This is a genomic window from Pseudomonas kielensis, assembly GCF_030505375.1.
Classification (GTDB): Bacteria; Pseudomonadota; Gammaproteobacteria; order Pseudomonadales; family Pseudomonadaceae; genus Aquipseudomonas; species Aquipseudomonas kielensis.
In genome coordinates this window covers 4,573,882-4,598,689 of the sequence record NZ_CP130043.1, presented here as the reverse complement: position 1 = coordinate 4,598,689, position 24,808 = coordinate 4,573,882, and the positions used below count along the sequence as shown (strand labels likewise).

At 64.3% G+C, this 24,808-nt stretch carries 25 protein-coding genes and 1 pseudogene; 8 read left to right on the top strand and 18 right to left on the bottom strand.

Features of this window, described 5'->3' with window-relative positions; genetic code table 11:
* The first annotated feature begins 61 nt into the window (after window positions 1–61).
* The 3 genes from Q1W70_RS21505 (at window position 62) to Q1W70_RS21495 (ending at window position 4,077) form a co-directional block, all read left to right on the top strand.
* Entirely contained in the window at window positions 62–568 is a 507-nt protein-coding gene (locus Q1W70_RS21505) for a sigma-70 family RNA polymerase sigma factor (protein ID WP_095169074.1), read from the top strand.
* Window positions 565–1,533: a FecR family protein gene (locus tag Q1W70_RS21500; protein ID WP_302097887.1), complete on the top strand. Its 969-nt coding sequence runs from the start codon at window positions 565–567 to the stop codon at window positions 1,531–1,533. Before Q1W70_RS21505 ends, Q1W70_RS21500 begins: the two co-directional genes overlap by 4 nt.
* Before the next feature lie 102 nt (window positions 1,534–1,635).
* A complete protein-coding gene (locus Q1W70_RS21495; RefSeq protein WP_302097886.1) occupies window positions 1,636–4,077 on the top strand; it encodes a TonB-dependent siderophore receptor in 2,442 nt (813 codons plus the stop codon).
* 131 nt (window positions 4,078–4,208) lie between these two features.
* Here the strand turns inward: Q1W70_RS21495 and Q1W70_RS21490 are convergent, their stop codons facing one another.
* From Q1W70_RS21490 to Q1W70_RS21475, 4 genes are all read right to left on the bottom strand, one after another.
* A complete protein-coding gene (locus tag Q1W70_RS21490; RefSeq protein WP_302097884.1) occupies window positions 4,209–5,084 on the bottom strand; it encodes a hypothetical protein in 876 nt (291 codons plus the stop codon).
* Between the two features lie 24 nt (window positions 5,085–5,108).
* A complete protein-coding gene (locus Q1W70_RS21485; protein WP_302097883.1) occupies window positions 5,109–5,867 on the bottom strand; it encodes a hypothetical protein in 759 nt (252 codons plus the stop codon).
* Entirely contained in the window at window positions 5,845–7,017 is a 1,173-nt protein-coding gene (locus tag Q1W70_RS21480; RefSeq protein ID WP_302097882.1) for a hypothetical protein, read from the bottom strand. Before Q1W70_RS21480 ends, Q1W70_RS21485 begins: the two co-directional genes overlap by 23 nt.
* A gap of 108 nt (window positions 7,018–7,125) precedes the next feature.
* The gene (locus Q1W70_RS21475) at window positions 7,126–7,455 is read right to left on the bottom strand and encodes a DHCW motif cupin fold protein (protein ID WP_166590613.1); all 330 of its coding nucleotides are present in this window, start codon (window positions 7,453–7,455) and stop codon (window positions 7,126–7,128) included.
* Between the two features lie 229 nt (window positions 7,456–7,684).
* Between Q1W70_RS21475 and Q1W70_RS21470 the strand changes: the two genes are divergently transcribed.
* A complete protein-coding gene (locus tag Q1W70_RS21470; protein ID WP_166590614.1) occupies window positions 7,685–8,194 on the top strand; it encodes a MaoC family dehydratase in 510 nt (169 codons plus the stop codon).
* Between the two features lie 63 nt (window positions 8,195–8,257).
* The gene (yghX, locus tag Q1W70_RS21465) at window positions 8,258–9,145 is read left to right on the top strand and encodes a YghX family hydrolase (RefSeq protein ID WP_166590615.1); all 888 of its coding nucleotides are present in this window, start codon (window positions 8,258–8,260) and stop codon (window positions 9,143–9,145) included.
* Between the two features lie 769 nt (window positions 9,146–9,914).
* Here the strand turns inward: yghX and Q1W70_RS21460 are convergent.
* From Q1W70_RS21460 to Q1W70_RS21445, 4 genes are all read right to left on the bottom strand, one after another.
* Window positions 9,915–10,094 carry a DUF1289 domain-containing protein gene (locus tag Q1W70_RS21460; protein WP_095169917.1) on the bottom strand — a complete coding sequence of 60 codons (180 nt, stop codon included), beginning with the start codon at window positions 10,092–10,094 and terminating at the stop codon, window positions 9,915–9,917.
* A gap of 3 nt (window positions 10,095–10,097) precedes the next feature.
* Window positions 10,098–10,412: a hypothetical protein gene (locus Q1W70_RS21455; RefSeq protein WP_166590616.1), complete on the bottom strand. Its 315-nt coding sequence runs from the start codon at window positions 10,410–10,412 to the stop codon at window positions 10,098–10,100.
* Window positions 10,413–10,558: 146 nt separating this feature from the next.
* Window positions 10,559–12,205 carry a malate dehydrogenase (quinone) gene (gene mqo / locus Q1W70_RS21450; RefSeq protein ID WP_166590617.1) on the bottom strand — a complete coding sequence of 549 codons (1,647 nt, stop codon included), beginning with the start codon at window positions 12,203–12,205 and terminating at the stop codon, window positions 10,559–10,561.
* 456 nt (window positions 12,206–12,661) lie between these two features.
* Window positions 12,662–13,276 (bottom strand): cell wall hydrolase, encoded by a 615-nt coding sequence (locus Q1W70_RS21445; protein WP_302097881.1) that lies wholly within the window; start codon window positions 13,274–13,276, stop codon window positions 12,662–12,664.
* Between the two features lie 152 nt (window positions 13,277–13,428).
* On the opposite strand from Q1W70_RS21445, the gene Q1W70_RS21440 reads away from it, so the two are divergent.
* Complete coding sequence (locus Q1W70_RS21440; protein ID WP_166590619.1) at window positions 13,429–14,283, top strand: CAP domain-containing protein; 855 nt, start codon at window positions 13,429–13,431, stop codon at window positions 14,281–14,283.
* A gap of 20 nt (window positions 14,284–14,303) precedes the next feature.
* Here the strand turns inward: Q1W70_RS21440 and Q1W70_RS21435 are convergent, their stop codons facing one another.
* A complete protein-coding gene (locus tag Q1W70_RS21435; protein WP_302097880.1) occupies window positions 14,304–14,519 on the bottom strand; it encodes a hypothetical protein in 216 nt (71 codons plus the stop codon).
* A 69-nt stretch (window positions 14,520–14,588) separates the two neighbouring features.
* On the bottom strand, window positions 14,589–14,792 hold the full coding sequence (locus tag Q1W70_RS21430) for a hypothetical protein (RefSeq protein ID WP_166590621.1): 204 nt from the start codon (window positions 14,790–14,792) through the stop codon (window positions 14,589–14,591).
* A 170-nt stretch (window positions 14,793–14,962) separates the two neighbouring features.
* On the opposite strand from Q1W70_RS21430, the gene Q1W70_RS21425 reads away from it, so the two are divergent.
* On the top strand, window positions 14,963–15,616 hold the full coding sequence (locus Q1W70_RS21425; protein WP_265537879.1) for a peroxiredoxin: 654 nt from the start codon (window positions 14,963–14,965) through the stop codon (window positions 15,614–15,616).
* A 48-nt stretch (window positions 15,617–15,664) separates the two neighbouring features.
* Here Q1W70_RS21425 and Q1W70_RS21420 read toward each other — a convergent pair whose 3' ends face one another.
* The 4 genes and pseudogenes from Q1W70_RS21420 to Q1W70_RS21405 all read right to left on the bottom strand — a co-directional run.
* Window positions 15,665–17,023 carry an MATE family efflux transporter gene (locus Q1W70_RS21420; RefSeq protein ID WP_265537880.1) on the bottom strand — a complete coding sequence of 453 codons (1,359 nt, stop codon included), beginning with the start codon at window positions 17,021–17,023 and terminating at the stop codon, window positions 15,665–15,667.
* 183 nt (window positions 17,024–17,206) lie between these two features.
* Entirely contained in the window at window positions 17,207–17,659 is a 453-nt protein-coding gene (locus tag Q1W70_RS21415; protein ID WP_166590624.1) for a GNAT family N-acetyltransferase, read from the bottom strand.
* Between the two features lie 90 nt (window positions 17,660–17,749).
* Window positions 17,750–18,541: a type I methionyl aminopeptidase gene (map, locus tag Q1W70_RS21410; RefSeq protein WP_166590625.1), complete on the bottom strand. Its 792-nt coding sequence runs from the start codon at window positions 18,539–18,541 to the stop codon at window positions 17,750–17,752.
* A 46-nt stretch (window positions 18,542–18,587) separates the two neighbouring features.
* Window positions 18,588–18,803, bottom strand: a pseudogene (locus Q1W70_RS21405) (ParD-like family protein); the annotation flags it as partial.
* Between the two features lie 222 nt (window positions 18,804–19,025).
* Here Q1W70_RS21405 and Q1W70_RS21400 point away from each other — a divergent pair.
* Window positions 19,026–20,735: an amidase gene (locus tag Q1W70_RS21400; RefSeq protein WP_302097879.1), complete on the top strand. Its 1,710-nt coding sequence runs from the start codon at window positions 19,026–19,028 to the stop codon at window positions 20,733–20,735.
* Window positions 20,736–20,783: 48 nt separating this feature from the next.
* Here Q1W70_RS21400 and Q1W70_RS21395 read toward each other — a convergent pair whose 3' ends face one another.
* The 4 genes from Q1W70_RS21395 to Q1W70_RS21380 form a co-directional block, all read right to left on the bottom strand.
* The gene (locus tag Q1W70_RS21395) at window positions 20,784–21,596 is read right to left on the bottom strand and encodes an energy transducer TonB (RefSeq protein WP_265537882.1); all 813 of its coding nucleotides are present in this window, start codon (window positions 21,594–21,596) and stop codon (window positions 20,784–20,786) included.
* The gene (gene tolR / locus Q1W70_RS21390) at window positions 21,593–22,039 is read right to left on the bottom strand and encodes a protein TolR (protein WP_302097877.1); all 447 of its coding nucleotides are present in this window, start codon (window positions 22,037–22,039) and stop codon (window positions 21,593–21,595) included. Before tolR ends, Q1W70_RS21395 begins: the two co-directional genes overlap by 4 nt.
* A gap of 14 nt (window positions 22,040–22,053) precedes the next feature.
* Window positions 22,054–22,764, bottom strand: coding sequence for a protein TolQ (tolQ, locus tag Q1W70_RS21385; RefSeq protein ID WP_166590630.1), 711 nt, complete (start codon window positions 22,762–22,764; stop codon window positions 22,054–22,056).
* A 95-nt stretch (window positions 22,765–22,859) separates the two neighbouring features.
* On the bottom strand, window positions 22,860–24,773 hold the full coding sequence (locus Q1W70_RS21380; RefSeq protein ID WP_302097876.1) for a phytase: 1,914 nt from the start codon (window positions 24,771–24,773) through the stop codon (window positions 22,860–22,862).
* Window positions 24,774–24,808 lie beyond the last annotated feature (35 nt).

Below are 24,808 nucleotides of genomic sequence, written 5' to 3'. Positions count from 1 at the left end.
TGTTGATCCTCTCGAAGGTAGTATTGAGAACGATTCACACTAACATCTGGAAAGCCGACCGGTGCAACCCCCTTCGACCCGCAAGCTGGGCTTCTTCTTCAGCGACCATCACCGCTGGCTGTTGCAGCATATCCAGCGTCGCCTGCGCAATCACGCGGACGCCGAGGACACTGCCGCCGATACCTTCTGCCAGATGCTGGTGGCCCGGGTCGACCCCGACAGCATCGAACAACCGCGCGCCTTCCTGGCGACCATCGCCCGCCGCCTGATCTTTGACCGCCATCGTCGGCGCAAGCTGGAGCTGGCGTACCTGGAGCGCCTGTCGGCACTTCCCGAATTGCTCGCGCCCTCCCCCGAAGAACAATTGCAGCTGATTGAAGCCCTGGTGGCGATTGACCGGGCCCTCGACGGCTTGCCCCTGGTCGTCAAGGCCACCTTCCTCTACAGCCAACTGGACGGCCTGACGTACGTCGAGATCGCCCGCCGGCTGGACTTGTCCGAGCGCACCGTCAGCCGCTACATGAAACAGGCCCTGCGCCAGTGCTGCCTGAGCGAGATGAGCTCATGAGTGCGCCGCGCCTGGACCCTCTCAGCGAGCAGGCCATCGACTGGATGGTCAAGCTGCGCGCCGGCCAGCCCGACGCAGGACTGCAAGAACGCTTCGATGCCTGGCAGGCCATGGACACTGCCCACGCACAGGCCTGGGCCACGTTGCAGGAACGCCTCGGCGGCTCGTTTAATACCCTGCGCGCCCTTGATCGACGGGTTCCCGGCCAGGCCGCGCAAGCTCGACAGTTGCTCCTGCAACCCCAGGAATCGCGCCGCGATGCACTGCGGCTGATCGCCGGCCTCGGCCTGCTCGGTGGTGGTCTGTGGCTGGGGGCGCGCAGTCCACTGGGCGACAACCTGTTCGCCGACCTGCACACCGGGCGTGGGCAGCGCCGGGACTTCAACCTGGCCGATGGCAGCCGCCTGAGCCTGAACGCCGAGAGCGCGGTCGACTTGCAGTTCGATGGACAACAACGACTGGTGATCCTGCGCCACGGCGAACTGCTGATCCAGGTGGCCGCCGATCCCCGGCGTCCGTTGCGCGTACGCACCGCCCAAGGCGAAGTGCGCGCGCTGGGCACGCGTTTCCTGGTGGCCCAGGAGCGTGATGCCAGCCGGGTTCTGGTGCTTGAGCATGCGGTCCAGGCGAGCCTGTTCGACGGCAGCCAGGCGGTCCTGCAGGAAGGCCAGTCGGCTCTGCTCTACCGGCAACGGATAGTCCGTCTCGCCGGTGATCAACGGCATCGCGCCGACTGGCTGGACGGGCGCCTGAACGTGCTCGACGAACCTCTGGAACAGGTGGTGGATGCCCTGCGCCCCTACAGCCGTGGTTTTGTCCGGGTGGCCCCCGCGATTCGCGATCTGCGGGTGCAAGGGGTATTCCCCCTCAACGACCCGGACAAAACCCTGGCCGCCCTGGCGGAAACCCTGCCGATCCGGGTCCAGCGCTACAGCCCCTGGCTGACCCTGATTCAAGCGAAATGACAGCGGCCAGGATTATTTTTTGAAAATCGATCTTATTTGTGTCTGGTTTTCATTTCTTATCCCACCTATCTCCTGACACATCCACACGATCAGGAGAACGCTGTGTTTAACCCGTGGCCCAATGCCCTTTCCTTCGCCGTTGCCCTGGCAACCCTGGCCAGCCCTGCCCTGGTACAGGCGCAGAGCCTGTCCTTCAACCTCCCGGCCGGTCCGCTGGCCCGCACCCTGAATGCCATTGCCAGCCAGAGCGGGCAGATCATTTCCCTGGACCCTGCCCTGGTACGGGACAAGCTGGCACCCGCCGTGATCGGCCAGATGCCCACCGAGCAGGCCCTGCACACGGCCCTGGCCGGCAGCGGCCTGCAACTGCGCGTGACCGGGCAAGGCAACTACAGCGTCGAACCGACCACGGACAACCAGGACGCCCTGCAACTGGGGCTCACCAGCATTGTTGAACAAAGCACCGACGCCACCACCGAGGACTCGGGCTCCTACGCTGCCCGCGCGGTGACCATCGGCAAGGGCAACCACAGCCTCAAGGAAATTCCCCAGTCGGTCAGCGTGCTGACCCGCAAGCAAATGGATGACCAGGGCCTCACCGACCTCAAGGATGCGGCCAACCAGACCACCGGCCTGGTGGGCGTCCAGGGCGTCGGCAAAGGCATGATCCTGACTTCCCGCGGGTTCCAGATCGATGACTGGCAGTACGACGGCGTGCCCATCCCGCGCAATACCTACGCGCTCGGCAACTGGGCGACCCAGGACCTGATCTTCTTCGACCGCATGGAAGTACTGCGCGGTGCGTCCGGCCTGCTCCAGGGCGCGGGCAGCCCGGGCGGTGCGATCAACCTGGTACGCAAGCGCGGCCAGAACGCGCCGACCGTGGCCCTCACGGCCAAGGCCGGGACCTGGGATCACTACGGCCTGCAACTGGACGCCGGAGGTCCGCTGAACAGCAGCGCCACCGTGCGCGGCCGGGTGGTGGCAGACGAGGACCAGAGCCAGTCGTTCATCGACTATGAATGGAGCAAGACCCATTCGTTGTACGCGGCACTGGACTTCGACCTGCAGGACGACACCACCCTGGGCCTGGCCGTGAGCAATTCCGACGCCTCCGCCCGGCCCATGCTGCGGGGCCTGCCGCGCTACGCCAACGGCGATCCGGTGGACGTTCCGCGCTCGACCTACACCGGCTCCGGTTGGAACCGCTCGCACATCGACGTCACCACCGTCTATGCCGACCTCGAGCACCGTTTCAACGACGACTGGAGCGCCAAGGTCGGCGCGGTACGCATGAACGAAAACAACGACTCGACCCAACAGCGGGTGCAAAGCAGCGGGGATGGCCTCAACCTCGATGGCAGCGGTGTGCAATATGCCGACTGGGTGACCGACTTCGACTCCACCAAGGTCGGCCTGGACGCCAACCTGGTCGGCCGTTTCGAAGCCCTGTCGATGGCCCAGGAAATCATCGTCGGTGGCAACTACTCCAAGTTCACCTCCGATGACCGTATCGCCCGGACCTTCAACGACAGCAGCGACAGCATTTTTGCGATCAACCACCAGCGCCCCGCCATCAGCTACGACAGCCTGCTCAACACCCCGGGTGGGCGTGGTACCAGCAGCCGCTACGACATTCGGCAAAAAGGCCTGTACGGCACCTGGCGGGTCAAGCCGATCGAGCCCATGACCCTGATCTTTGGCAGCCGGGTCAGTTGGTACGACTACCGCTACAGCGCCTCCAACGAGGCTGCCATCAGCCACGTCGTTACGGTCAATGAGCCCAGTAGCATGAGTGAAACCGGCGAAGTCACGCCCTTCCTCGGCGCCATCTACGCGCTCAACCCGCAATGGTCGGTCTACACCAGCTACACCGACGTGTTCCAGCCGCAAAGCGAGCGCGACGCCAGCGGCTCGGTGCTCAAGCCGGTGATCGGCAGCAACTACGAAATCGGCCTCAAGGGGGAGTTGCTGGACGGGCGGGTCAACACCTCGCTGGCGCTGTTCCGCTATGACCAGGAAAACCGCGCGGTAAATGACGTCGCGGCGGGCTATGCGTGCGATGGCTGGTACTGCTCGACGGCCTCGGGCAAGGTCCGCAGCCAGGGGCTCGACGCCGAGATCAGCGGCGAACTACTGGACGGCCTGCAACTGTTTGCCGGCTACACCTACAACACCACCAAGTACCTCGACGACCCGGTCAACGAAGGGCGAGTCTTCAGCCAGTGGACGCCCAAGCACATGTTACGGGTGTGGAGCGACTACCAGTTCAGCGGCGACTGGCGCCAGGTCAGCACCGGCCTGGGCTTCACCAGCCAAAGCCACACCCTGGGTTACGAGCGCACCTATGACGTCCCGGGCTACACCCTCTGGAACGCGCGCCTGGGCTATCAACTGAGCCCGGAAATCGGCCTGGCGCTCAACGCCAACAACCTGTTCGACAAACACTACTACGCGGCGGGCTACAACCAGCTCGATGGCAACAACAACCTCGGCGACCCGCGCAACCTGATGTTCAGCGTCAAATACACGCCGAGCTTCTAAATCCGTACTGTCAGGCGAGCGTGCTCGCGATGGACCTTAACAATGACGCGCAATGCCTGAGTCAATGCGTTGTGGTTGAGTTCATCGCGAGCAAACGTAGCCCCATCCGGCTCTTTCCGACCTCTGCTGGCTCAGGGAATCGCCTGGGCGATGGCCCTGGCAATGCGCGGGTCACTGAGGTAGCCGAGGATCGAATGGGGGTCGTCATGGCCGTTGTCGATGTCGGGATAGTTCTCGATCCCCGGACCAAAATTGTCGTTGGTGAGCTCGGCCCGCAACGCGACAAAGTCTTCCGGGTCGGCACCGTTGACCCAACGCTGCACGTTGTCCGGCCGGGTCCGTGGCTTGGCGAATCCCTTGCGCACGCTGTCGATGCCCAGCGGCGAGCCGAGGGTCAGCAACAGCGAAGACTGGCGTGGCCGATCGTTTCTGGCGAATTCGCGCAGCAGGGAGTACGCCACAATCGTGCCCAGGGAATGGGACACCACGATGGCGGGTTCATCGTCCTCGAACAGCGGGCGCACCAGCTTGTTGACCTCATCGTGCACGTGCTGGTTGCGGATGTACGCGTGTGCCTGCCCCAGCACGCGCAGGGCCAGAGTGCCACGCAGCGGGGAAACGGTTTCGATGGCCCGGGCAATCGCCTTGACCCATTTCTTGTTTAAGCCGGCGCCTTGCGGCACCACGGTGAGCTGGTCCTGAGCCTGGATCTGCGCTTGGGTGACCCCCAGGCGCAGGGCGATTTCTTCCAGCGCCTCGACCGCGAAGTCATCGAAGTCATCGACCGTGGCCTCGACCCCGAGGGCAATGGCCTGGTCCGGCACCTTGACTGAGCTGAGCGCCTCCAGCGTATCGCCGTAGTACGCGGCCTCGATACGCGACAGCCGGGCCAACGGATCGGGCCCATGGACCGCATAGGTTTTGTGCAGTTGGCCAAGCCAGGCATCGAGGATCTTCTGCGAACTTTTACCTTGCTGGTTGATACCGTGGACCAGAATCATGCGCATGGTCGTGACCTCCGCGTCAGTGGCTCAAGAGAGTGGGACAGGTTCGAGTGGCTCCTGCGTAACCTGGATGTCAGCCAGTTGCGCCAGGGCCGCCTGGCCGGACGGCTGGATAACGCTGAACAGGCCCGGGCCCAGGTGCTCCACCACCTCCAGCGCCTGCTGGCGCCAGGTCGCCGCACTGACATCGCAGCGGGCGGTGGCGAGCGCGCTCCAGGCCTGGCGCATCCAGGGGATACGACCGGCAACCGGATGGTGGGCAAAGCCCGGCGTCGACTCGTAGGTGAAGCGTTGCTCGCGCTCTTGCGCGGTACGCGGTTCACGCGCCGCGACTGCGGGGATGTCGGCGTACAGCCGCCCCTCGACGGCGCTAAGCGTGCCGCCGCCGTAGAGAATGATATCCAGCGGCACCGGCTGCTGGTGCAGCCCATAGAACGCGGCCATCGAGCGCAGGCTGTCGACGTCACGCAGGCCGTCATAGAACTGCGCGGCGATGCAACCGAGGGTAATGATCCGGTGCTTGCCGTCGCGCAACAAGGCGGCGCTATCGATGATAGCCTGGCGGCTGAGCAGGCCGGCCTGGGCCTGGGCCAGCAACTCGATGGCTTCCCGGCCTTCGTATTCGCTGGCACCCAGCGGGCGGTGGAACAGGCTCAGCGAGTCGGCGTCGATGATGTGCAGCGCCGCGACAAAGCCGTTGAGCACACAGACCGGGACGATGCGCCCGTCGGCCAGGGTCACCAAGACGTCACTCCAACCCAGGCTATCGCCACTGCCGGAGGGCAACTCGATGCGCCACCAGTCTCGGTTGCCCGTCGATGGCGCTGACCTCCGCGCTCGACGCCTGGACACTGATGACCTCGGCACCACTGACGCAGAGCCCGCACCCGGTCTCGAAATGGTCACGCACCGGGGCGCTGTCGACCTCGCTGACGAAGGCTTTGCGCCGGGCCTCACGGCCTGCCTGCAAGGCCCGGGTCTGGCTGGCCAAGGCAGCCTTGGCCGATCGAGGGGCTTTCAACCTGGCCTTGTCCACTGCCCGCACGCGGGCCTGGAGCATTGGCGGTTCGAGTTCAATCCAGGGGGCGGCCCCCGCGGTGGGCAGATTGATCTCGGCATTGAAGTGGATGGAGGGTGGTTCAGGTAATACGGGCGGGCCCGGAATCTTCAGGTAGGTACGGTCGGTATAAAACCCCGGCCGGGGTCGCGCAACCATCCGCACCCCGTACTTGCCCGCCTGCTGGGCGAGCGTGCTGTCGAGGTAGCGCGCCAGGGACTGGCTGGTGACCAGTCTGTCCGCACCCTCGGCATCGAAGAAGTCACCCTGAGCATCGCCCTCCAGTGCATCCAGCAAGACTTCGGTGAACAGACAGAAATCCTTTTGCTCGCCCTGGGCCTTGATCATGAACGCCTGCTTGCCGACATCGACCGCAAAGAACTGGTCCAGCTCATAGGGTCGTTGCTCCTCATCAGGCTGGAAGAGCACCGCACTGCCGACCAGATTGATGAATTGCGCGGAAAATTCCTGGCAGGCGTCACCGATCACTGAAACCTGCCGCGGGCCGTAGTACTCGAGCATGCGCTGCAGTGCGGAGACCTTGATCGCCTGACTGGAGTCTTTCTTCCAGTGGGTCAGGATCCAGTACTGGTCACCGACCGCCAATGCCGCACCGTGGCCGGCGAAAAAGATCACCAGCCGTTTGAGCAGGGCGTGGTCCGTGACCTGGTTGATGGCCTGGCTGATCGCCTCGCGCAGCAGCTCAACGGTGATTTCCGGCAGGTTGCCATCGTGTAGCAGCACGGTGATGTAGCCCTGCCCCCGGGCCCAGGCCGCCATCCGCTCCGCCGCCGTGATGGCGCCCGGCAGCGGGTCGAGCCCGCCGCCGGGCCTGGAAACCGCAATGGCAACGAATATCCGCTCACTGGCACTTGGCATGACCGCGCTCCGTTCCGGTACTGGCAAGCCCGTTGGCCGGCGTACCGGGTAGCAACCCCACCTGCAATCCTAGCAGTCACTGCGAAGGTGCGACGTGTCACGCCGGCATCAATCGACCACGAACAGCTTTGCCCCCTGGGCAGTGGAGGAACGGTGCCCTTCAGCGTCGTTGCCCACCTGATAGCTCATGCCCGGCGTCAGGGTGAACTGGCGCCCGTCTTCAAGTTCGGTGAGCAACTCCCCTTCCAGGCACAACAGGATATGCCCGCGCCAGCACCAGTGATCGGCCAGGTAGCCCGGGCTGTACTCCACCATCCGCACCCGCGTCGACGCAAACTGGCAGGTCCGCCAATACGCCGTACCCGTTTGCCCCTCGTGCCGGGTGGGTTCGATGGTTGACCAATCGGTGGTGGCGAAGGGAATGTTTGTCAGATCCATGGGTGCCTCCTTGAGCACAGTTGATCGGCGCAAACTACCCATCCATCAGGACGGCCGATAGACACAGATGAGCTGCATTTGCGGGATACAGGCGCGCCGGGGCGATCGCGTTGCGGGCTCATGCCGACCTGGCCAGTACCTGTGCGGGTGATGAAATTGCTCATTGACGCAGGACCACCCGCCGCTTATTGATAGGCCCCGCCGATCACCTCACTATAAGGACGACTCAGTGACCAGCCTCAGACAGCGTGCCGCCCAGGGCCTGAAGGTGGGCGACAGCTTTACCCTCAGCCGCCTTTTCAGCGACGCCGACATCCAGGACTTCGCGAAGATTTCCCGTGACTACAACCCGGTGCATTGTGATGCCCGCTTTGCCGAGGCTCGGGGCTTTCGGGCGCCGGTGTCCCACGGCCTGCTGACGGCCAGCCTGCTCACTGAAATCGGTGGGCAGATTGGCTGGTTGGCGGCTGGCATGACGTTCGACTTCAAGAAACCGGTGTACGCAGGCGATCGCATCACCTGCCACTGGCTCATCACCGAAATCACCCACAACACCCGGGCCGCGGCGACGGTGACCATGACCAACGAGGACGGCGTTGTGGTGTTGCAGGCCCATACCCGCGGCATCCTGCCGAGGGCAGAAGAACGGGAAATCCTCAGCCGGATGCTGGCCGAAGGCGACCCCAGCAACGGCGCCCGTGAAGTCTGCGCCCTGGCGACGCCTGCTATGCTGCCCTGACACCGCAACAGCCCGCCCCTCCTGCGACCGGGGTCCGCCAACGATTTTCACGGGAGCGCCCAGATGAACCGTCTCACTGCGAAAGACTTTGCCCCTGAATTGCTGGAGCTCTACGACTACTACGCCCATGGGCGGATCAACCGCCGCCAGTTCCTCGATCGTGCGGCGTTGTTCACCTTCGCGGGCATGAACGCCAGTGCCCTGCTCGCCGCCCTGAGCCCCAACTATGCGCTGGCCGAACAGGTGGCCTTTACCGATCCAGAGATTCTCGCCGAGTACGTCACCTACCCCTCGCCCAAGGGCCATGGCGACGTTCGCGGGTACCTGGTGCGTCCGGCCAAGGCCAGCGGCAAGCTGCCGAGCGTGGTGGTGGTGCATGAGAATCGCGGGCTCAACCCCTATATCGAGGATGTCGCCCGGCGCCTGGGCAAAGCCGGCTTCCTTGCCCTGGCGCCCGATGGCCTGAGTTCGGTGGGCGGCTATCCGGGCAACGATGACAAGGGGCGCGAGCTGCAGGCGAAGGTCGATCCGGCGAAGCTGATGAACGATTTTTTCGCCGCGATCGAGTGGCTGATGAAACACGACGCCAGCAACGGCAAAGTCGGGATGACCGGCTTCTGTTATGGCGGCGGGGTGTCCAATGCTGCGGCGGTGGCCTACCCGGAACTGGCGGCGGCCGTGCCCTTTTATGGCCGCCAGCCGGACGCCAAGGATGTACCACGGATCAAGGCGCCGCTGCTGTTGCACTACGGCGAACTGGACAAGGCGATCAACGAAGGCTGGCCAGCCTATGAACAGGCCCTGAAGGCCAATGGCAAGACCTATGAAGCCTACATCTACCCCGGCGCCAACCACGGCTTCCACAACGACTCGACCCCGCGCTACGACAAGGAAGCCGCCGAACTGGCCTGGAGCAGGACCCTGGCGTGGTTCAAGCGATACCTGGTCTAGCGGCTGCCCTGACAAGGGACCAAGTTGTTCGCAGATTTTGCATGTACCCACTCAACCTGTAGGAGCGAGCCCTGCTCGCGAAAAACCCGAGGGCGCTGCTGGGTGTCAGACTGTACGCGTCATCGTTGACGACCATCGCGGGCAAGCCCGCTCCCACCGTTATTTGCGGTGCTTGCAGATCCTGCATGCGCCCACTGAACCTGTAGGAGCGAGCCCTGCTCGCGAAAAACCCGAGGGCGCTGCTGGGTGTCAGACTGTACGCGTCATCGTTGACGACCATCGCGAGCAAGCCCGCTCCCACCGTTATTTGCGGTGCTTGCAGATCCTGCATGCGCCCACTGAACCTGTAGGAGCGAGCCCTGCTCGCGAAAAACCCGAGGGCGCTGCTGGGTGTCAGACTGTACGCGTCATCGTTGACGACCATCGCGGGCAAGCCCGCTCCCACCGTTATTTGCGGTGCTTGCAGATCCTGCATGCGCCCACTGAACCTGTAGGAGCGAGCCCTGCTCGCGAAAAACCCGAGGGCGCTGCTGGGTGTCAGACTGTACGCGTCATCGTTGACGACCATCGCGGGCAAGCCCGCTCCCACCGTTATTTGCGGTGCTTGCAGATCCTGCATGCGCCCACTGAACCTGTAGGAGCGAGCCCTGCTCGCGAAAAGCCTGAGGGCGCTGCTGGGTGTCAGACTGTACGCGTCATCGTTGACGACCATCGCGAGCAGACGGAGCGCCGCCAGACTCGCTCCCACCAAAAAGAGAGGGTAGTCCGTTCAGCTGGATTTTTTCAGTTTCTTCAAACGTAGCGTTGCCCGTTGCACCGCCGCCATCTTTTCCGGGCGCTTCATGCGTTTCCATTGGCGGATGTCGTCCTTGGTCCGGCCACAGCTGACACACAGCTCGCCGCTCAACTGGCAGACGGCGATGCACGGATTCTCGATGTCCTTGGCCATGGCTCAGCCCCGCAGCGCTTCGCAGGCGAACTGCACGTGAGTCGCGATCTGCTGGAACGCCACCTCGGCCTCTCGCAAGGCCACTGCCGTCAGCTCGAGCATGCGCTCGCCCTCACCGCTGGCCAGTGCCCGATCCAGTTGGGCCTGGTCCTGGAACACCCAGGTCACCCGCAGGCTGGCGGGGAACCGTTGATAATCAACCTCGTGGGTCAACCAGCAGAAGCCGACGATCTCGGCCTTGGCTGTTTCGCAGGCCTCGGTCAGGGTAGCGATCAGGCGGCGCTCGATGTGCGCCTGTTCGCGTTTACTCAGTGCCATGGGGGTTCCTTGAATGACGGGCAGCTAAAGCGCCCATCATACGTGAGCGGCGCCACACCACAAAAAAGCCCAGCACTAGGCTGGGCTTCTTCACATCGATTCAAAACCTGCGCGCCCCTCAAACCTGTTGAGGGGCGCTCAAGGTCTTACAGCGCCATGTCGGCCGCCGGGTTGCTCGGCAGCGGCTTGGCCGGGGCTGCCGGGGTTGCAGTCGGCACCAGGGCCGGGTTGATCGCCGGCGGCGGGGTCAGTTGCAGGACCTCGCTGGTGTAAGCCCATTCCTGGGCTACACGGGCTGGATCATCGTTGAGCTTGGTGCCGTAGCTTGGCACGATCTGGTGCAGTTTTTCCTGCCAGGCCGGGGTCGCGACCTTGTCCTTGAAGACCTTCTCCAGCACGCTGAGCATGATCGGTGCCGCAGTCGATGCGCCTGGCGATGCGCCCAGCAAACCGGCGATGCTGCCGTCTTGCGAAGCCACGATCTCGGTACCCAACTTCAGCACGCCGCCCTTCTCTTCGTCGCGCTTGATGATCTGCACGCGCTGACCGGCCTGCCACAGACGCCAGTCTTCAGCCTTGGCGTTCGGGAAGTATTCCTTCAGGGCGTCCATGCGGTCGGCGTCCGACAGCATCAACTGACCGGCCAGGTATTCAACCAGTGGGTACTGCTCGATGCCCACCTTGGTCATTGGCCAGAAGTTGTGAGTGGTGGTGCTGGTCAGCAGGTCGAAGTACGAGCCTTCCTTGAGGAACTTGGTGGAGAAGGTCGCGAATGGGCCAAACAGGATCACGCGCTTGCCGTCCAGCACGCGGGTGTCCAGGTGCGGGACCGACATCGGCGGTGCGCCAACCGACGCCTTGCCGTAGGCCTTGGCCAGGTGTTGTTGGGCAATGGTCGGGTTCTCGGTGACCAGGAACGAACCACCCACCGGGAAACCGGCATATTCCTTGGCTTCCGGGATACCGGACTTCTGCAGCAGGTGCAGGGCACCGCCGCCAGCGCCAATGAACACGAACTTGGCGTCGGTCTGGGTTTCGCTACCGTCTTTGAGGTTCTTGTAGGACACACGCCAGGTGCCGTCCTCGTTGCGCGCGATGTCTTCGACTTCGCTCGACACTTTCAGCGAGAAGTTCGGCTTGGTCTGCAGGTAACCGGCGAACTGGCGGGTGATCTCGCCGAAGTTCACGTCGGTGCCCAGGGGCGACCAGGTGGCGGCGATCTTCTGGTTCGGATCACGGCCTTCCATCATCAGCGGCACCCATTGCTTGATCTGGGCCGGGTCTTCGGAGTACTGCATGCCAGCGAACAGCGGGCTGGCCTGCAGGGCTTCGTAGCGCTTCTTGAGGAACTTGATGTTGTCCTCACCCCACACAAAGCTCATGTGCGGCGTGGAGTTGATGAACGAACGCGGGTCCTTCAGGACACCGTTCTTGACCTGCCAGGCCCAGAACTGACGGGAAATCTGGAAGGCTTCATTGATTTCAATGGCCTTGGGGATTTCAACCTTGCCGTTCTTGTCTTCCGGCGTGTAGTTCAGCTCAGCCAGGGCGGAGTGGCCGGTACCGGCGTTGTTCCAGCCGTTGGAGCTTTCCAGGGCGACGCCGTCGAGACGCTCGACCATCTCCATCGACAGGCCTGGCTCGAGTTCATTGAGCCAGACACCCAGGGTGGAACTCATGATGCCGCCACCGATCAGCAGCACATCGACTTTTTTGGTTTCAGCTGCATGCACAGGCATCAGGGCCATCGACATGGCCAGGCCAAGTAGCCCCTTGTTCATTTTTTTTAACATTCGGTAATACCTAGGATAGAACGCCATTCACCCCCACTCATGATCATGAGGCGCCCTGGCTGGCAACATGCGCTGGCGCATGCCATCGAACCCCGCACTCAGGAAGACCGGTGGGTGAACATATAAGGCCGACAAACACTGTCGACTTCACGTTTAGGCCCCTCCCGCGCTGACTTTTTTGTAAGTCATTGGCTTCAGCTACATGGGTGACACTAATTTCGGATACAACATCAAGCGCAATGATTAAACAGAGTAGACCCGCTCGCTCAACTACGCCCGTCAACCGCTTCGCGGCACTCACACCCAACGCCTGAAGACGCCGGATGCCCATGATCCCCGAGGCCGCGAGCCTCCGTGCCGCGGCATTCTACCTCAGGTGCGCCGTTCAACGAACCCGCAAAGCCGGTTGATTGCAGCCTGCCACGGGCATGGGGGAAAACCGTTTACATTGCCCCCTTACTGCGCCGTGCCATTACGCGGTTTATAGAACAGAAACTGACTGGTCTCGGCCGTCTTGATGTAGGTGCGCGACCAGTCGGGTTTCACATTGCGATCATGGAAATACAAGGCGCCCAGGGTACGGTCCTTGAGTTGCTGGTTGAGTGCCTTGCGCGCGATCTCCTTGGCTTCGGTGTATTCGCCCTCCTCCCGGACCTGATCCGAGCGCCCGTCACACCACCAGGAAAACTGACAGGCACGGGTCTCGACGCCCTGCTTGACCACGCCACACACGGTATCGGAAAAACCTGCATGGCCCAGGCGGTTCATCACCACGCTGGCCACCGCTTCCATGTCCGCCGTGGAGATACCTTTCGCCTCCCAGTAGATCGTGCGGGACAGGCAGGTGATGGCATCGTCCAGCGGCGCCTTGCCCGCCGGATCGACCACCTGCACCTCGCCGGGGGTGATGGCCTGGGCCTTGGGTACCGGGGCCTTGTCGGCGCCTTTCTGTTCGAGGACCTCGGCCTTGTCCTCCACCACCGCCGCCGGCTTTTCCGCCGTTTCGGCCACGATCGCCTGGCTGCCCAGGAGCGCGAGTACAAGACCACTGAACATCCAGATGCAACGCATGAGCGCACCCTGCTGATAGATTGGCGACAGGCCCAAACAGTCGACACTGCGGCCGATTGACAGGCTTAAGCGTAGCTGCCAAGTAAAAACCCGTTGCGCGACCCGGGGCAAGATCGCGCATCATGTGCCCAGTCAGTTCAAGGGAGACCTCCATGCGCGTCCTGTCATCCGTTTTGCGTCTTGCCACGTTGTCGCTGGCCTTAGGCTTTGCCAGCAGCGCGACGGCCACCGAGGAAAGCCAACTGGTGGAGTCGATCAACGCCTATCGCAGTCAGATCCAGCGCTGCGCGGGCCAGCCGGCCGGCGAACTGCCGCCACTGGCTGCCGACCCGCGCCTGGTGCTGTCGCCCGACAGCAACATCGGCGACCTGCAACAGGCCATGGCCCGCGCGGCCTACCCGATGGTCAACGTCCAGGCGATCACCCTCAAGGGCCCAGTCAATGCCCAGGCGGCGATGAAAGCGGTGCAGGAAAGCTTTTGCCAGGTGGTGCTCGATCCGCAGTTCGTCGATATCGGGGTCAGCCGCGCAGGCCCGGCATGGCGCATCGTCCTGGCGCGACCGCTATTGAGCGGGCGCCTGGGGGATTGGCAGGCCGAAGGCCAGAAGCTCCTGGAATTGATCAACAGCGCCCGTGCCCAACCGCGCCAGTGTGGCACCCAGGCGTTCAGCGCCACCACGCCTCTGGCCTGGAACGCCACGCTCGCCAGCGCCGCCCTGGACCACACCCGGTCCATGGCCAACAACAACTTCTTCGATCACAAGGACCGCGACGGCCGCACACCCGGCGACCGCGCGGAATTGGCCGGCTACAGCGGCCAACTGGTGGGCGAGAACATCGCCGCCGGCCAGGACACGCCGCGTAAAGTGCTCGACGGCTGGCTGACCAGCCCCGGGCACTGCGCCAACCTGATGAACCCGCAATTCAGCGAACTGGGCGCGGCCTATGCGGTCGACCCGAAAAGTGACGCAGGCATCTACTGGACCAGCCTGTTCGGCGCGCCATAACCCCGCGCCCTGCCCCGTGCCTAGCGCCGGTCATCCGACAACGGCGATGGCTCGTTAGGCCTGGGTACCTGGGGAATGGCGCCGGGCGCCTCCGGGTCCATCGGGCGCTCGACATCAGTGCCCTTATCCTGGCGATCGGCATCGCCATTGACGTTGGGGTCGGTTACCGGGTCGTGTTGCCGGGCGGGATCCGGTGGATCGCTGGGGCTGGGTTGGTTAGGGCTAAACATGGCCATCGTCGTACACCTCATTAAAGACGCCTGAGGGGGCATCCGGCCCCGCCAGGCGCGCCATTCAAATGGCAATCAGTCATTGGGCAGCGGCATATCCTTGTCACTGGGAATGCCATCGCCCTCGCTGGGTTCGTTCCAGTCCTCAGAGCGTTTGCGGGGCGCCACATCCGGACGCGCCAGCGGATCGGACACCCGTGGGTCGTCCTCCGGTGCCGGGTCGACAGTGGATGGATCATCTTCCAGGGGCTCGTCCTGGAAACTCGAGTCAGTAGACATAGTCACCTCACCGATTGAGGTCCAGAAAGCCTGGGCCGTAATGGTTGGAAGGCGGCCGCGCGCCTCGGTGCGGGCGAGATGACGAACGGTTTGCCGGTGCCAGGCCAGGCGGCAAATCCCGACTAGGCTGAGTCAGGCTGCACCTCACCCCACGACACAAGGAGACTCCCATGGCATTGCGCATCAACGACCTCGTCCCCGATTTCAGCGCCGACACGGACCAAGGCCCGATCCAGTTCCATGACTGGATCGGCTCGGGCTGGGCGATTCTGTTTTCTCATCCCAAGGACTTCACCCCGGTCTGCACCACCGAATTCGGTGCAGTGGCGCAACTGGCCGCCGAGTGGGCCAAGCGTGGCACCCAGGTGATCGGCGTGTCCGTGGACAGCGCCGAGTCGCACACGAAATGGAAGACCGACATCGAAGGTTTCTGCCGCGCCAAGGCCGACTTCCCGATCATTGCCGACGAAGGCCTGGCCGTGTCCAAGGCCTTCGACATGCTGCCGGCTGAGGCCTATCTGCCCGATGGCCGGACGGCTGCCGACACCGCCACGGTGCGCTCGGTGTTCATCATCGGCCCAGACAAGAAGCTCAAGTTGTCGATGACTTACCCGATGTCCGTCGGGCGCAACTTTGCCGAGGTGCTGCGCGCCCTGGATGCCTTGCAGCTGACTTACAACGTCCCGCTGGCGACGCCGGCCAACTGGCAGGCGGGCCAGGACGTGATCGTCGCCCTGGCACTCAACGATGAACAGGCCCGGGACCAGTACGGCAGCCTGGACATCCACCTGCCGTATCTGCGCACCACGCCAGCGCCGAGGTAAGCGCAACCGACAAACGCCCGGGCCGTGGCAACGGCACGGGCAGTTGCCCTACACCAGGCGTTCGATCTTCTGATGGCGCCACACCAGCCGGTAGTAGGCCGTCTGCAGGGCCAGCATGCTCAGGTAAGCCACTGGAAAAGCCATCCACACCCCGGGCAGACCGAAATGTGCATTGAGCAGGTAGGCCACCGGCAACTCGACACCGAGGATGCAAAACAGCGAGATCGCCACCGGCACCAGCACCGTACCGCTGGCCCGCATGATCCCGCCAATCACCGACTGGAAGCCGAACACCAGCATGCTCCAGAGCATGATGTGCAACAGGTGCTGGGCCTGTGTCTGAGTCGCCGGCTCCGTGATGAACAACCCCAGCAGCCAGTGCGACAACAGGTAGCCCAGCAGCACCAGGCCGCCAGTCAACCAGACGTTGATCAACAGACCCGTGCGCAGGATCGGGCCAATGCGCTCGACGCGTCCGGCGCCAATGGCCTGGGCCCCGAGAATCGAGGCGGTGATGGCGATCGACAGCGCGGGAAACTGCACGTAGTTGACGATCTGCGTGACCGCGCCGTACGCCGCCGTGGCCTGGGAACCGTGCTGGTTGACCAGCGCCAGGATCACCAGTTCGGACAGCGAAATCACCACCATCTGCAGCCCCGTGGGCAAGCCGATCCGCAGCACCTTGGCCAGGATCGCCCGGTCCAGGCGCATCGCCGCCAGCAGCGCGCGATCCGGCGCCAGCACATGGGCCTTGCGGTTCAGGCGCCAGACCAACAACAGCATCGCCGCCAGGTTACCCGCCAGGCCCGCCCACGCCGCACTCTGGATGCCCATCTGGGGCAAGCCGAACCAGCCGCGAATCAACGCCGGCGTCAGCAACAGGCCAATGCAGGTCGACACCACCAGCGCCAACAAAGGCGACAGCGTATCGCTGACCCCGCGCAACAACTGGGTGAACAGCACAAACACCAACAGCAGCGGCATGGTCCACATCATCACCCGGGCATAGGCGACCGCATCCTCCAGCACGTCCGCCGGGGTGCCCAAGCCCTGCAATGCCTGCCGGGCGAACACACTGCCCAGCAACGCCGCCACCAGGCCGATCAGCGCTCCCAGCAGCAGCGTGGTGCCGGCGATGGCCTTGACCACCGCCGGCTCCCGCGCGCCCCAGGCCTGCCCAATCAATACCCCGGCGCCAGCGCCCAGGCCGATCACCAGGGCAATGAAGAAAAACACGATGGGGAACATCCCGGACACCGCCGCCAACGCCTGGGTGCCGAGCATCTGACCGATGTAGATACTGTTGACCGTCCCCGACATCGACTGCAGGAAATTCGACAGCACCATCGGGGCGAGGAACAGCAGGTAGATTTTCCAGAGGGGATGTTGCGGAGCCGGGTTGTGCATGGAGGATCCATCTCGGACGAGCAAGAGAATGTGCTCGCCGCAGTCTACGGCAAATCACTCCGCACCTTATAGGCACTGGCGTGCCCGCCAAGATCCGCCGGGTGCCGCATGCCTCCAGGCAGTACCCGTCATCGTTGACGTCCATCGCGAGCAAGCTCGCTCCTACACGGGCGTCGACCCAGGTTATTTCAGGTCCAGGCAATAGGTGTAGTAGCCGGGGTCGCGGACGTAGCCCAGTGACTCATACAGGCGTTGCGCGGTGTGGTTGTCCGTGGCGGTTTCCAGGACCAAGCCCTTGGCCCCGGTGGCCAGGGCAAAGTCCCGGGCGGCGTTCATCAACAAGGTCCCTACCCCGCGTCCGCGGGCCTGGGAGGCGGTGAACAGGTCGCTGAGCAGCCAGGTGCGATGGGCATCGATCGAGGAAAAACTGGGGTACAACTGCACGAAACCCAGCGCCTGGCCGGACTCATCCTGCGCATAGAAGATCACCGATTCGTCGCGGGCCAGGCGCTCGGCCAGGAACTGCCGTGACTGAGGCAGGTTCGCCGGCTGGCCATAGAAACCTCGGTAGGCGTCGAACAGACCGGCGACTTGATCAAGGCTGGAGGCATCGGCACGTAGCAGTTTGAGGGTCATAGGCAACTCGGCTCAGGTCAGGGCTCGACCCTGGAGTCTAGCCAAGCCCGCCAATCGAGCACGGGCTTTTCTGAGTGCAAGACTTGGCGATCAAACAATCGGCGCAAACCCGGCCGGGGTGTCCGGCCAGGGGCTCAGCACCTCGAAGCCATCGGCGGTCACCGCCACCATGTGCTCCCACTGCGCCGAGAGCGAGTGATCCTTGGTCACCACCGTCCAGCGGTCACCCAGGGTCCGGGTGTGGGGCTTACCGGCGTTGAGCATCGGTTCGATGGTGAAGATCATCCCCGGCTTGAGGATCAGGCCCTGGCCAGGATGGCCGTAGTGCAGCACCTGCGGCTCGTCGTGATAGACCTTGCCGATGCCGTGACCGCAGTACTCGCGCACCACGCTGTAGCCCTCGCGGTGGGCCACGGTCTGGATCGCATGGCCGATATCGCCCAGGGTCGAGCCCGGGCGCACGGTGCGGATCCCGGCACACATTGCTTCATAGGTGGTCTCGACCAGGCGCCGGGCGTCTGCGCTTGGTTCGCCGACGTAGTACATGCGGCTGGTGTCGCCGTACCAGCCATCCTTGACCACCGCGATATCGATGTTGAGGATATCGCCGTCGCGCAGGGCCTTGCCCGAAGGGATGCCATGGCAGACCACCTGATTGACCGAGGCGCACACGGTTTTCGGGAAGCCGTGATAACCGACGTTGCCGGGAATGGCTTTCTGCACGTTGACGATGTAGTCGTGGCAGATTTTATCCAACTGGTCGGTGGTGACCCCCGCCTTGACGTGCGGGGTGATCATCGCCAGCACTTCAGCGGCGAGCATTCCGGCTGTACGGGACTGGGCGATCTGTGCCGGGGTATTGAGCGGGACTTTCGCACTCATCGCGTGCCCCCCCGACCGCCCGCACTGCCGGACTCAAGGCCTGGTCCGCTGGCGCGCACAGCTGGTTCAAGTCCAGGCCACCCGCCTGTTCGGCACGAATCAGCAAGCGGCAGATATCGCTGTGGTCGAGGTTGGGATGCAACTCGCTCAACATGCCAATGCGCATCCAGTGCTCGGCCTGGGCGTTGATCGAGCGGCTGAGCGCATCGCTGGCGACACGCAGGTTCTCATGCATGCCTTCGGAAATTTTTACGATACCCATGGGGTCACTCAATATGAAATATATACGTTTCGTATATTACGCCAGTCCCGGGCGCAATCGCAATTGGCGGTTTACCGGGGTCGGTGAAGGCGTCCTTCCCCTGGGGTGATGGCCCGCGAAAATCCCCTGGGCTGATTCTTTTAACCGCGCCTTGGTGTTAAATAGCCCGCTCAGGGCGCAAGCCCGGACCCTGGCGGGTAATACAGTGCAACGAGAGCCGATATGAAACAGCAGTTTGAGGTCACCGAGGTATCCATTGCGCAGCTGCGGGCTGCGCTCGAATCCGGTCAGACAACTTCGGTTGAGCTGGTCCAGGCCTACCTTGCGCGAATCGCCGCCTACGATGGCGCCGACACCCCCACCGCGCTGAATGCCGTGGTGGTGGCCAACCCGGATGCGCTGCAGGAAGCCCAGGCCAGCGATGACCGGCGTGCCAAGGGCCAGGTCCTCGGGCCGCTGGATGGCATCCCCTACACCGCCAAGGACAGCTATCTGGTCAAGGGCCTCACCGCCGCCTCCGGCAGCCCGGCCTTCGTCAACCTGATCGCCTACCGCGATGCGTTCACCATCGAACGGCTGCGTGGCGCCGGGGCGATCTGCCTGGGCAAGACCAACATGCCCCCGATGGCCAACGGCGGCATGCAGCGTGGGGTCTACGGCCGTGCCGAAAGCCCCTACAACGCCGCCTACCTCACCGCGCCCTTCGCCTCCGGCTCCTCCAATGGGGCCGGCACGGCAACCGCAGCCAGTTTTGCCGCCTTCGGCCTGGCCGAGGAAACCTGGTCGAGCGGTCGTGGGCCAGCGTCGAACAATGGCCTGTGCGCCTACACGCCGTCGCGCGGGGTGATCTCGGTGCGCGGCAACTGGCCGTTGACCCCGACCATGGACGTGGTGGTGCCCTTTGCCCGCACCATGGCCGACCTGCTGGAAGTCCTCGACATCGTGGTCGCCGAGGATCCCGATACCCGTGGCGACCTGTGGCGCCTGCAACCCTGGGTGCCCATCCCCAGCGTGACCTCGGTGCGTCCGGCGTCCTACCCGGCGCTGGCCGCCAACGCCCAGGCCCTCGCCGGCAAACGCTTCGGCGTGCCCCGCATGTTCATCAACGCCGACCCGGATGCCGGTGCCAGCGCCGCGCCAGGAATCGGTGGCCCGACCGGGCAACGCATCCACACCCGAGCGTCGGTGATCGGCCTCTGGCAAGACGCGCGCAAGGCCCTGGAAGCGGCTGGAGCCGAAGTCCTCGAAGTTGACTTCCCGCTGGTCTCCAACTGCGAAGGCGATCGCCCCGGTGCGCCGACCGTGTTTACCCGTGGCCTGGTCTCCAAGGAGTTCCTCCATCACGAACTGTGGGACCTGACGGCCTGGGCCTTCGACGATTTCCTGCAGGCCAACGGCGATCCACAGTTGCACCGCCTGGTGGACGTCGACGGCGCGCTGATTTTCCCCCACGACCCTGGCACCCTGCCCAACCGCGAAGGCGACCTGGTCGCCGGCATGGACGAATACGTGCGCATGGCCGAACGCGGCATCACCCCCTGGGACCAGATCAGCACGGTGCCTGACGGCCTGCGTGGCCTGGAACAGACCCGGCGCATCGACCTCGAAGAGTGGATGGACCGCCTGGGGCTCGACGCCGTGCTGTTCCCGACCGTCGCCGACGTGGCGCCGGCCAATGCCGATGTCGACCCGGCGGCCGCGGATATCGCCTGGAGCAACGGCGTGTGGGTGGCCAACGGCAACCTCGCGATCCGCCACCTGGGCGTGCCAACCGTCACCGTGCCCATGGGCATCATGCCGGACATCGGCATGCCCGTAGGGCTGACCTTCGCCGGTCGTGCCTATGACGATTCGGCCCTGCTGCGGTTTGCCTCGGCGTTCGAGTCCACCGGTTCCAAGCGCCTGATCCCGCCACGCACCCCGCCACTGTGACCCACAGGGGATTGGCGCCTCCCTGGCGCCAATCCCCTGCCCCCCACCTCACTTGATCCGATAATGGAAGGTATTGCGCACCGCCGGCACGGCCACCGCGCGGCCGCCCACCAGCCGTGGCTGGTAGCGAAAGGTGTTGGCCGCCGCCAGTGACGGACGCATGAACAACGGATGGCAGCCGTCGAGCACCCTCGGGTTTTCCACCTTGCCCTGGGGGTTGACGGTGTACTCCACCGAGCAGTCGCCCTCGATGTTCTTGTCCAGGGCCCGCTGCGGATAATCCGGCGCCTCCTTGCTCAACGGCAGGTACTGACGACTGTCGGCCGCCGCCTGCTGGCGCGCGCGTTCGGCTGCCTGGCGCGCCTGCTCGGCACGCTGCGCCTGGTCTGCCTGCTGCTGGGCCAGGCGTTGCTGCTCGGCCTCGCGTGTGCGCTGTTGATCCTGGGCCACGCGCTGACGTTGTTGCTCGGCCTCCCGCGTGCGCTGCTCTTCGACCCGCTTGCGAGCGAGGGTCGCCTGTTCCAGTTTACGGGCCTGGATCTGCGGGTCGACCGTCGGCTTGACCGGAGCCGGGAGCACCGGCGTGGCCACTGTCGGCGCAGGCGGTGCTGGCTCGACCACCGCTGGCAGCGGTTCCGCGGCGGGAGCTGGCGGTGCCGGGGGCAACATCACCAACTGGGTCCGCAACACGGCTTGCGGCGCAGGCGCTGGCATCTGCACCGACCAGGTATGCACCAGCAAGGCCAGGACCAGCACATGCAGCGCCACCGCCAGACCCGCCGCCAGGCCATTGCGCCAGAAGCCCGAGTGATCGGCGCGTGGCCCCCCCAGCTCTGGATGGGCCATGCTCATGCTGGTCATTGCGGCGCCTCGGTAACCAGTCCGAGGTTGCTCACCCCGCCCTGCTGCAACGCCGCCATGGCCGCCACCACCGTGCCGTAGCCGGCGTCTTTGTCGGCGCGGATGTAGACCTGGGTCTGGCTGTTGGCCGCAACGATGTCCGTGACCTTGGCACGCATTTCGTCCAGGGTCAGTGCGCTGTCGGTCTGCCGCCGAGTGTCGAGTTCACCCCCCAGGTTCCAGTAATAACCGCCCTCGGCCTTCACCGACAGCGTCAGGATCTGTTGGCGACTGTCGGTGGCCAAGGCTTCACTGGCGACCTTGGGCAGCTCGATCTTCACCCCCTGGGTGAGCATCGGCGCGGTGACCATGAAAATCACCAACAGCACCAGCATCACGTCGATATAGGGCACGACGTTCATTTCGGCCTTGGGCCCGTGTTTGCGTTGCGGCCTGACTAACATCGGCTCTCTCCTGCTCAGGCGGCTACGGCCAGGTTGATGGAGCCGCCGTGCAACGTGCGGTGCAGGCGTACCTGCAGCTCATTGCCGAAGGCGTAGTAACGGGTCAGCAGGGTCTGGCTGCGGGCGGAAAAACGGTTGTAGGCAATCACCGCCGGAATCGCCGCGAACAGGCCGATGGCCGTGGCGATCAGCGCTTCGGCGATGCCCGGTGCCACCGTGGACAAGCTTGCCTGTTGCACTTGGGACAGGCCGAGGAAGGCGTTCATGATCCCCCATACGGTGCCGAACAGGCCGATGTAAGGGCTGACCGAACCGACCGTGGCGAGAAACTGCAGACCCTTTTCCAGCTTGATCTCCTGCTCGCTGAGGGCCACGAACATCGCGCGCTCCACACCTTCGAGCACCACCTCGGGGGTGTTGCCGGGGTGCTGGCGCAATTGGCTGAAGGCCTGCAAGCCGCTATGGAAAACCGGTTCGATGCCAGCCTCGGGATCGCTGCCCTGCGCGGTCTCGCGGTACAGCGGCTGCAAGTCCGGGGCGCTGCGAAAGCGCTGGATGAATGCGTTGGCCTGGCGCTCGCGCTGACGCAGCACACGGCTGCGGGCAATAATCAGGTACCAGCTGAGCACGGATGCCAGTAACAGCGTGAGCATGACGGCTTTGACCAACAGACTGGCGTCGCTGATCAGCCCCCAGACGGTCATGTGTTCCAGTGTGGCCTGCATGGTGAAGCTCCTTGGTTGGCGCCCGGTGGCGGTTGCCGTGCAACGGCCGCCAGGCTATTCGATGAAAAACCGATGACAGGTTGATGACGGCGCGCTCAGGGCAACTGCAGCGCCTGGGTGACTTCGGCCCAGGGCACGAACTTGAAGTTCTGGGTCTGTTCGGGCATGCGCTTGCGCCCGTCCTGCACCACCAGCATGCCCTTGCTCCAGGCACCGCCGAGGTTGACCGCGGTGACTTCCAGGCCGTCGGTTTCCGAAGCACCGTCGATGCCGGCCGCCGCATTCAAGCCGACCCGGAAGGCGCCACGGGAGGCAAATGGCGGCTCGGCGTCCAGCACCAGATAGCTGTCATTGCCTTGGCTGGAGATCACCAGGTAGTCACGGCTCGGGCTTTGATACAGCGCCAGGCCCTCGACATCGGCGTGCAGTTGCGGGCCGACCTTGATCACGCTGGTCAACTGCGCCGGCTGATCGGCGCGGGCATCCACCGCCCAGACCCCAACGTCCTCCTCGCCCAGGAACAAGCGCTGGCGCTGATCGTCGGCCACACAGCCTTCAGGCTGGCTGTCGACCTTGAACTGACGCACCAGCTCACCCTGCACCACACCACTGGGGGCACTCAGGCGGTATTGCAGGAAGGTGCCATCCTTGCCGTTGGCAATCGCATACAGCTCGCCACTGGCAGGCTGGAACAGGCAGATGCCATAGATCTCCTTGAGCGGCGTGGCGATCTCGCCGGCCTCGCGCAACTCACCGCTGCTGCGGTCGATGCTGAACAGGCTGAGGCTGTTGTGATCGCGGTTGCTCGCCACCGCAAGGTCGACCGTCTGCTGGCCCAGCTTGAAGTTGGGCCGCACGTCGACATTGTTCAGGCGCCCCACCGACAGCTCCTGAAGCAGCTTGCCTTGCAGGTCATAAGCCAGCAGCCCCTGCTTTTTGTTGGTGCCCAGGACCCGGCTCAAGGCCGGTTGTTGCGGGTGAATCCAGATCGCCGGATCGTCCGCCGCATCACCCTGGCGCCCGACCGGCTCGCTCTGGGCCAACGCGCCGACGCTGGGCAACACTGGCGCCAGGGGCACAGGCTTGGCCTGCCAGTCCAGCTCGCCCTGGTACAAGCGCCCGTCATCGTCGTCACGCAGCAACAGTTGCAGGCCCTTGGCGGTGGCCCGCAGGGCGAGGTTTTCCGGTTCTTTCAAGCCACTCACTGCCAGCGTTGCCGCGCCAGTCCAGGCGGCGCCCTGCTGCTGGTACAGATGCAGCTGTGCCGCCTTGGGGTCGAGTGCGACCACGCCGCCCGGCACCAGCGCCATGGCCCCGGCCACCTGGCTGACATCGCCAAAGGGCGCGCGCAGGGCCACCGGCACCCGCACCACCTCGGCCTCAGGGTGGGCCGGATAGGCCCACCAGCCGACGTTCTCCTCGTTGACCAGTAACTGATTGGCGCCATCGTCGACCTGGCAGAACTGGGCCGAAGGCGGCAGCGGCACACCTCGAACTCGCTGCGGTTGCGGGTTCAACTGTGCACCGTGGCCCACCAGCCACTGCTCACCCTTGCCCTCCTCGCCCACCAGGAACAGGAACAGGTTGCTGGCGTCGTCGCGGTACAGGCACAGCCCGCTGACCGGGAAGTCCCGCGTTGGCAGATACACCGGTTGGCCAAAACGCCGCTGGCGCGGGTCGAGGCTGACCAGCAGTGCCTGTTGCCGACGGTTGTCGAGACTGGCCAGCAACACCTGCTGGCCGGCCGCCCGGCGGTCCAGGCCACTGAAGGTGCCAGGCAGGCTGGCCAGTGGCGCACCTTGTTCGTCGAGCAACAGCAAGCCATCACGCTCACTGGCCGCCAGGCGCTGCGGGCCGAGGTCGGCTGGCAGGAAAGCCAGTGCCTCAACAGTGAGACCGGGGGCCCAGGGGCTGAGGGTCAACTTCGGCCCGGCGGCCAGTGCCTGGCCCGTGCCCAGGCAGATCAAGGCGGCCAACAGGCAGCGCGTGGGGGAAAACGAAATAGTCATGGAAGTCCTTGGTGTGCAATGCCCGAATCTGTGGC

Excerpts from the sequence above, each read along its gene's own strand:
- Q1W70_RS21440 (WP_166590619.1), top strand. The coding sequence starts at position 13,429 with ATGCGCGTCCTGTCATCCGTTTTGCGTCTTGCCACGTTGTCGCTGGCC.
- Q1W70_RS21430 (WP_166590621.1), bottom strand. The coding sequence starts at position 14,792 with ATGTCTACTGACTCGAGTTTCCAGGACGAGCCCCTGGAAGATGATCCA.
- Q1W70_RS21460 (WP_095169917.1), bottom strand. The coding sequence starts at position 10,094 with ATGGCCAAGGACATCGAGAATCCGTGCATCGCCGTCTGCCAGTTGAGC.
- Q1W70_RS21425 (WP_265537879.1), top strand. The coding sequence starts at position 14,963 with ATGGCATTGCGCATCAACGACCTCGTCCCCGATTTCAGCGCCGACACG.
- Q1W70_RS21480 (WP_302097882.1), bottom strand. The coding sequence starts at position 7,017 with ATGCCAAGTGCCAGTGAGCGGATATTCGTTGCCATTGCGGTTTCCAGG.
- Q1W70_RS21475 (WP_166590613.1), bottom strand. The coding sequence starts at position 7,455 with ATGGATCTGACAAACATTCCCTTCGCCACCACCGATTGGTCAACCATC.
- Q1W70_RS21395 (WP_265537882.1), bottom strand. The coding sequence starts at position 21,596 with ATGACCAGCATGAGCATGGCCCATCCAGAGCTGGGGGGGCCACGCGCC.
- Q1W70_RS21400 (WP_302097879.1), top strand. The coding sequence starts at position 19,026 with ATGAAACAGCAGTTTGAGGTCACCGAGGTATCCATTGCGCAGCTGCGG.
- yghX (WP_166590615.1), top strand. The coding sequence starts at position 8,258 with ATGAACCGTCTCACTGCGAAAGACTTTGCCCCTGAATTGCTGGAGCTC.
- Q1W70_RS21420 (WP_265537880.1), bottom strand. The coding sequence starts at position 17,023 with ATGCACAACCCGGCTCCGCAACATCCCCTCTGGAAAATCTACCTGCTG.
- map (WP_166590625.1), bottom strand. The coding sequence starts at position 18,541 with ATGAGTGCGAAAGTCCCGCTCAATACCCCGGCACAGATCGCCCAGTCC.
- Q1W70_RS21435 (WP_302097880.1), bottom strand. The coding sequence starts at position 14,519 with ATGGCCATGTTTAGCCCTAACCAACCCAGCCCCAGCGATCCACCGGAT.
- tolQ (WP_166590630.1), bottom strand. The coding sequence starts at position 22,764 with ATGCAGGCCACACTGGAACACATGACCGTCTGGGGGCTGATCAGCGAC.
- tolR (WP_302097877.1), bottom strand. The coding sequence starts at position 22,039 with ATGTTAGTCAGGCCGCAACGCAAACACGGGCCCAAGGCCGAAATGAAC.
- Q1W70_RS21445 (WP_302097881.1), bottom strand. The coding sequence starts at position 13,276 with ATGCGTTGCATCTGGATGTTCAGTGGTCTTGTACTCGCGCTCCTGGGC.
- Q1W70_RS21455 (WP_166590616.1), bottom strand. The coding sequence starts at position 10,412 with ATGGCACTGAGTAAACGCGAACAGGCGCACATCGAGCGCCGCCTGATC.
- Q1W70_RS21500 (WP_302097887.1), top strand. The coding sequence starts at position 565 with ATGAGTGCGCCGCGCCTGGACCCTCTCAGCGAGCAGGCCATCGACTGG.
- Q1W70_RS21380 (WP_302097876.1), bottom strand. The coding sequence starts at position 24,773 with ATGACTATTTCGTTTTCCCCCACGCGCTGCCTGTTGGCCGCCTTGATC.
- Q1W70_RS21490 (WP_302097884.1), bottom strand. The coding sequence starts at position 5,084 with ATGCGCATGATTCTGGTCCACGGTATCAACCAGCAAGGTAAAAGTTCG.
- mqo (WP_166590617.1), bottom strand. The coding sequence starts at position 12,205 with ATGTTAAAAAAAATGAACAAGGGGCTACTTGGCCTGGCCATGTCGATG.
- Q1W70_RS21415 (WP_166590624.1), bottom strand. The coding sequence starts at position 17,659 with ATGACCCTCAAACTGCTACGTGCCGATGCCTCCAGCCTTGATCAAGTC.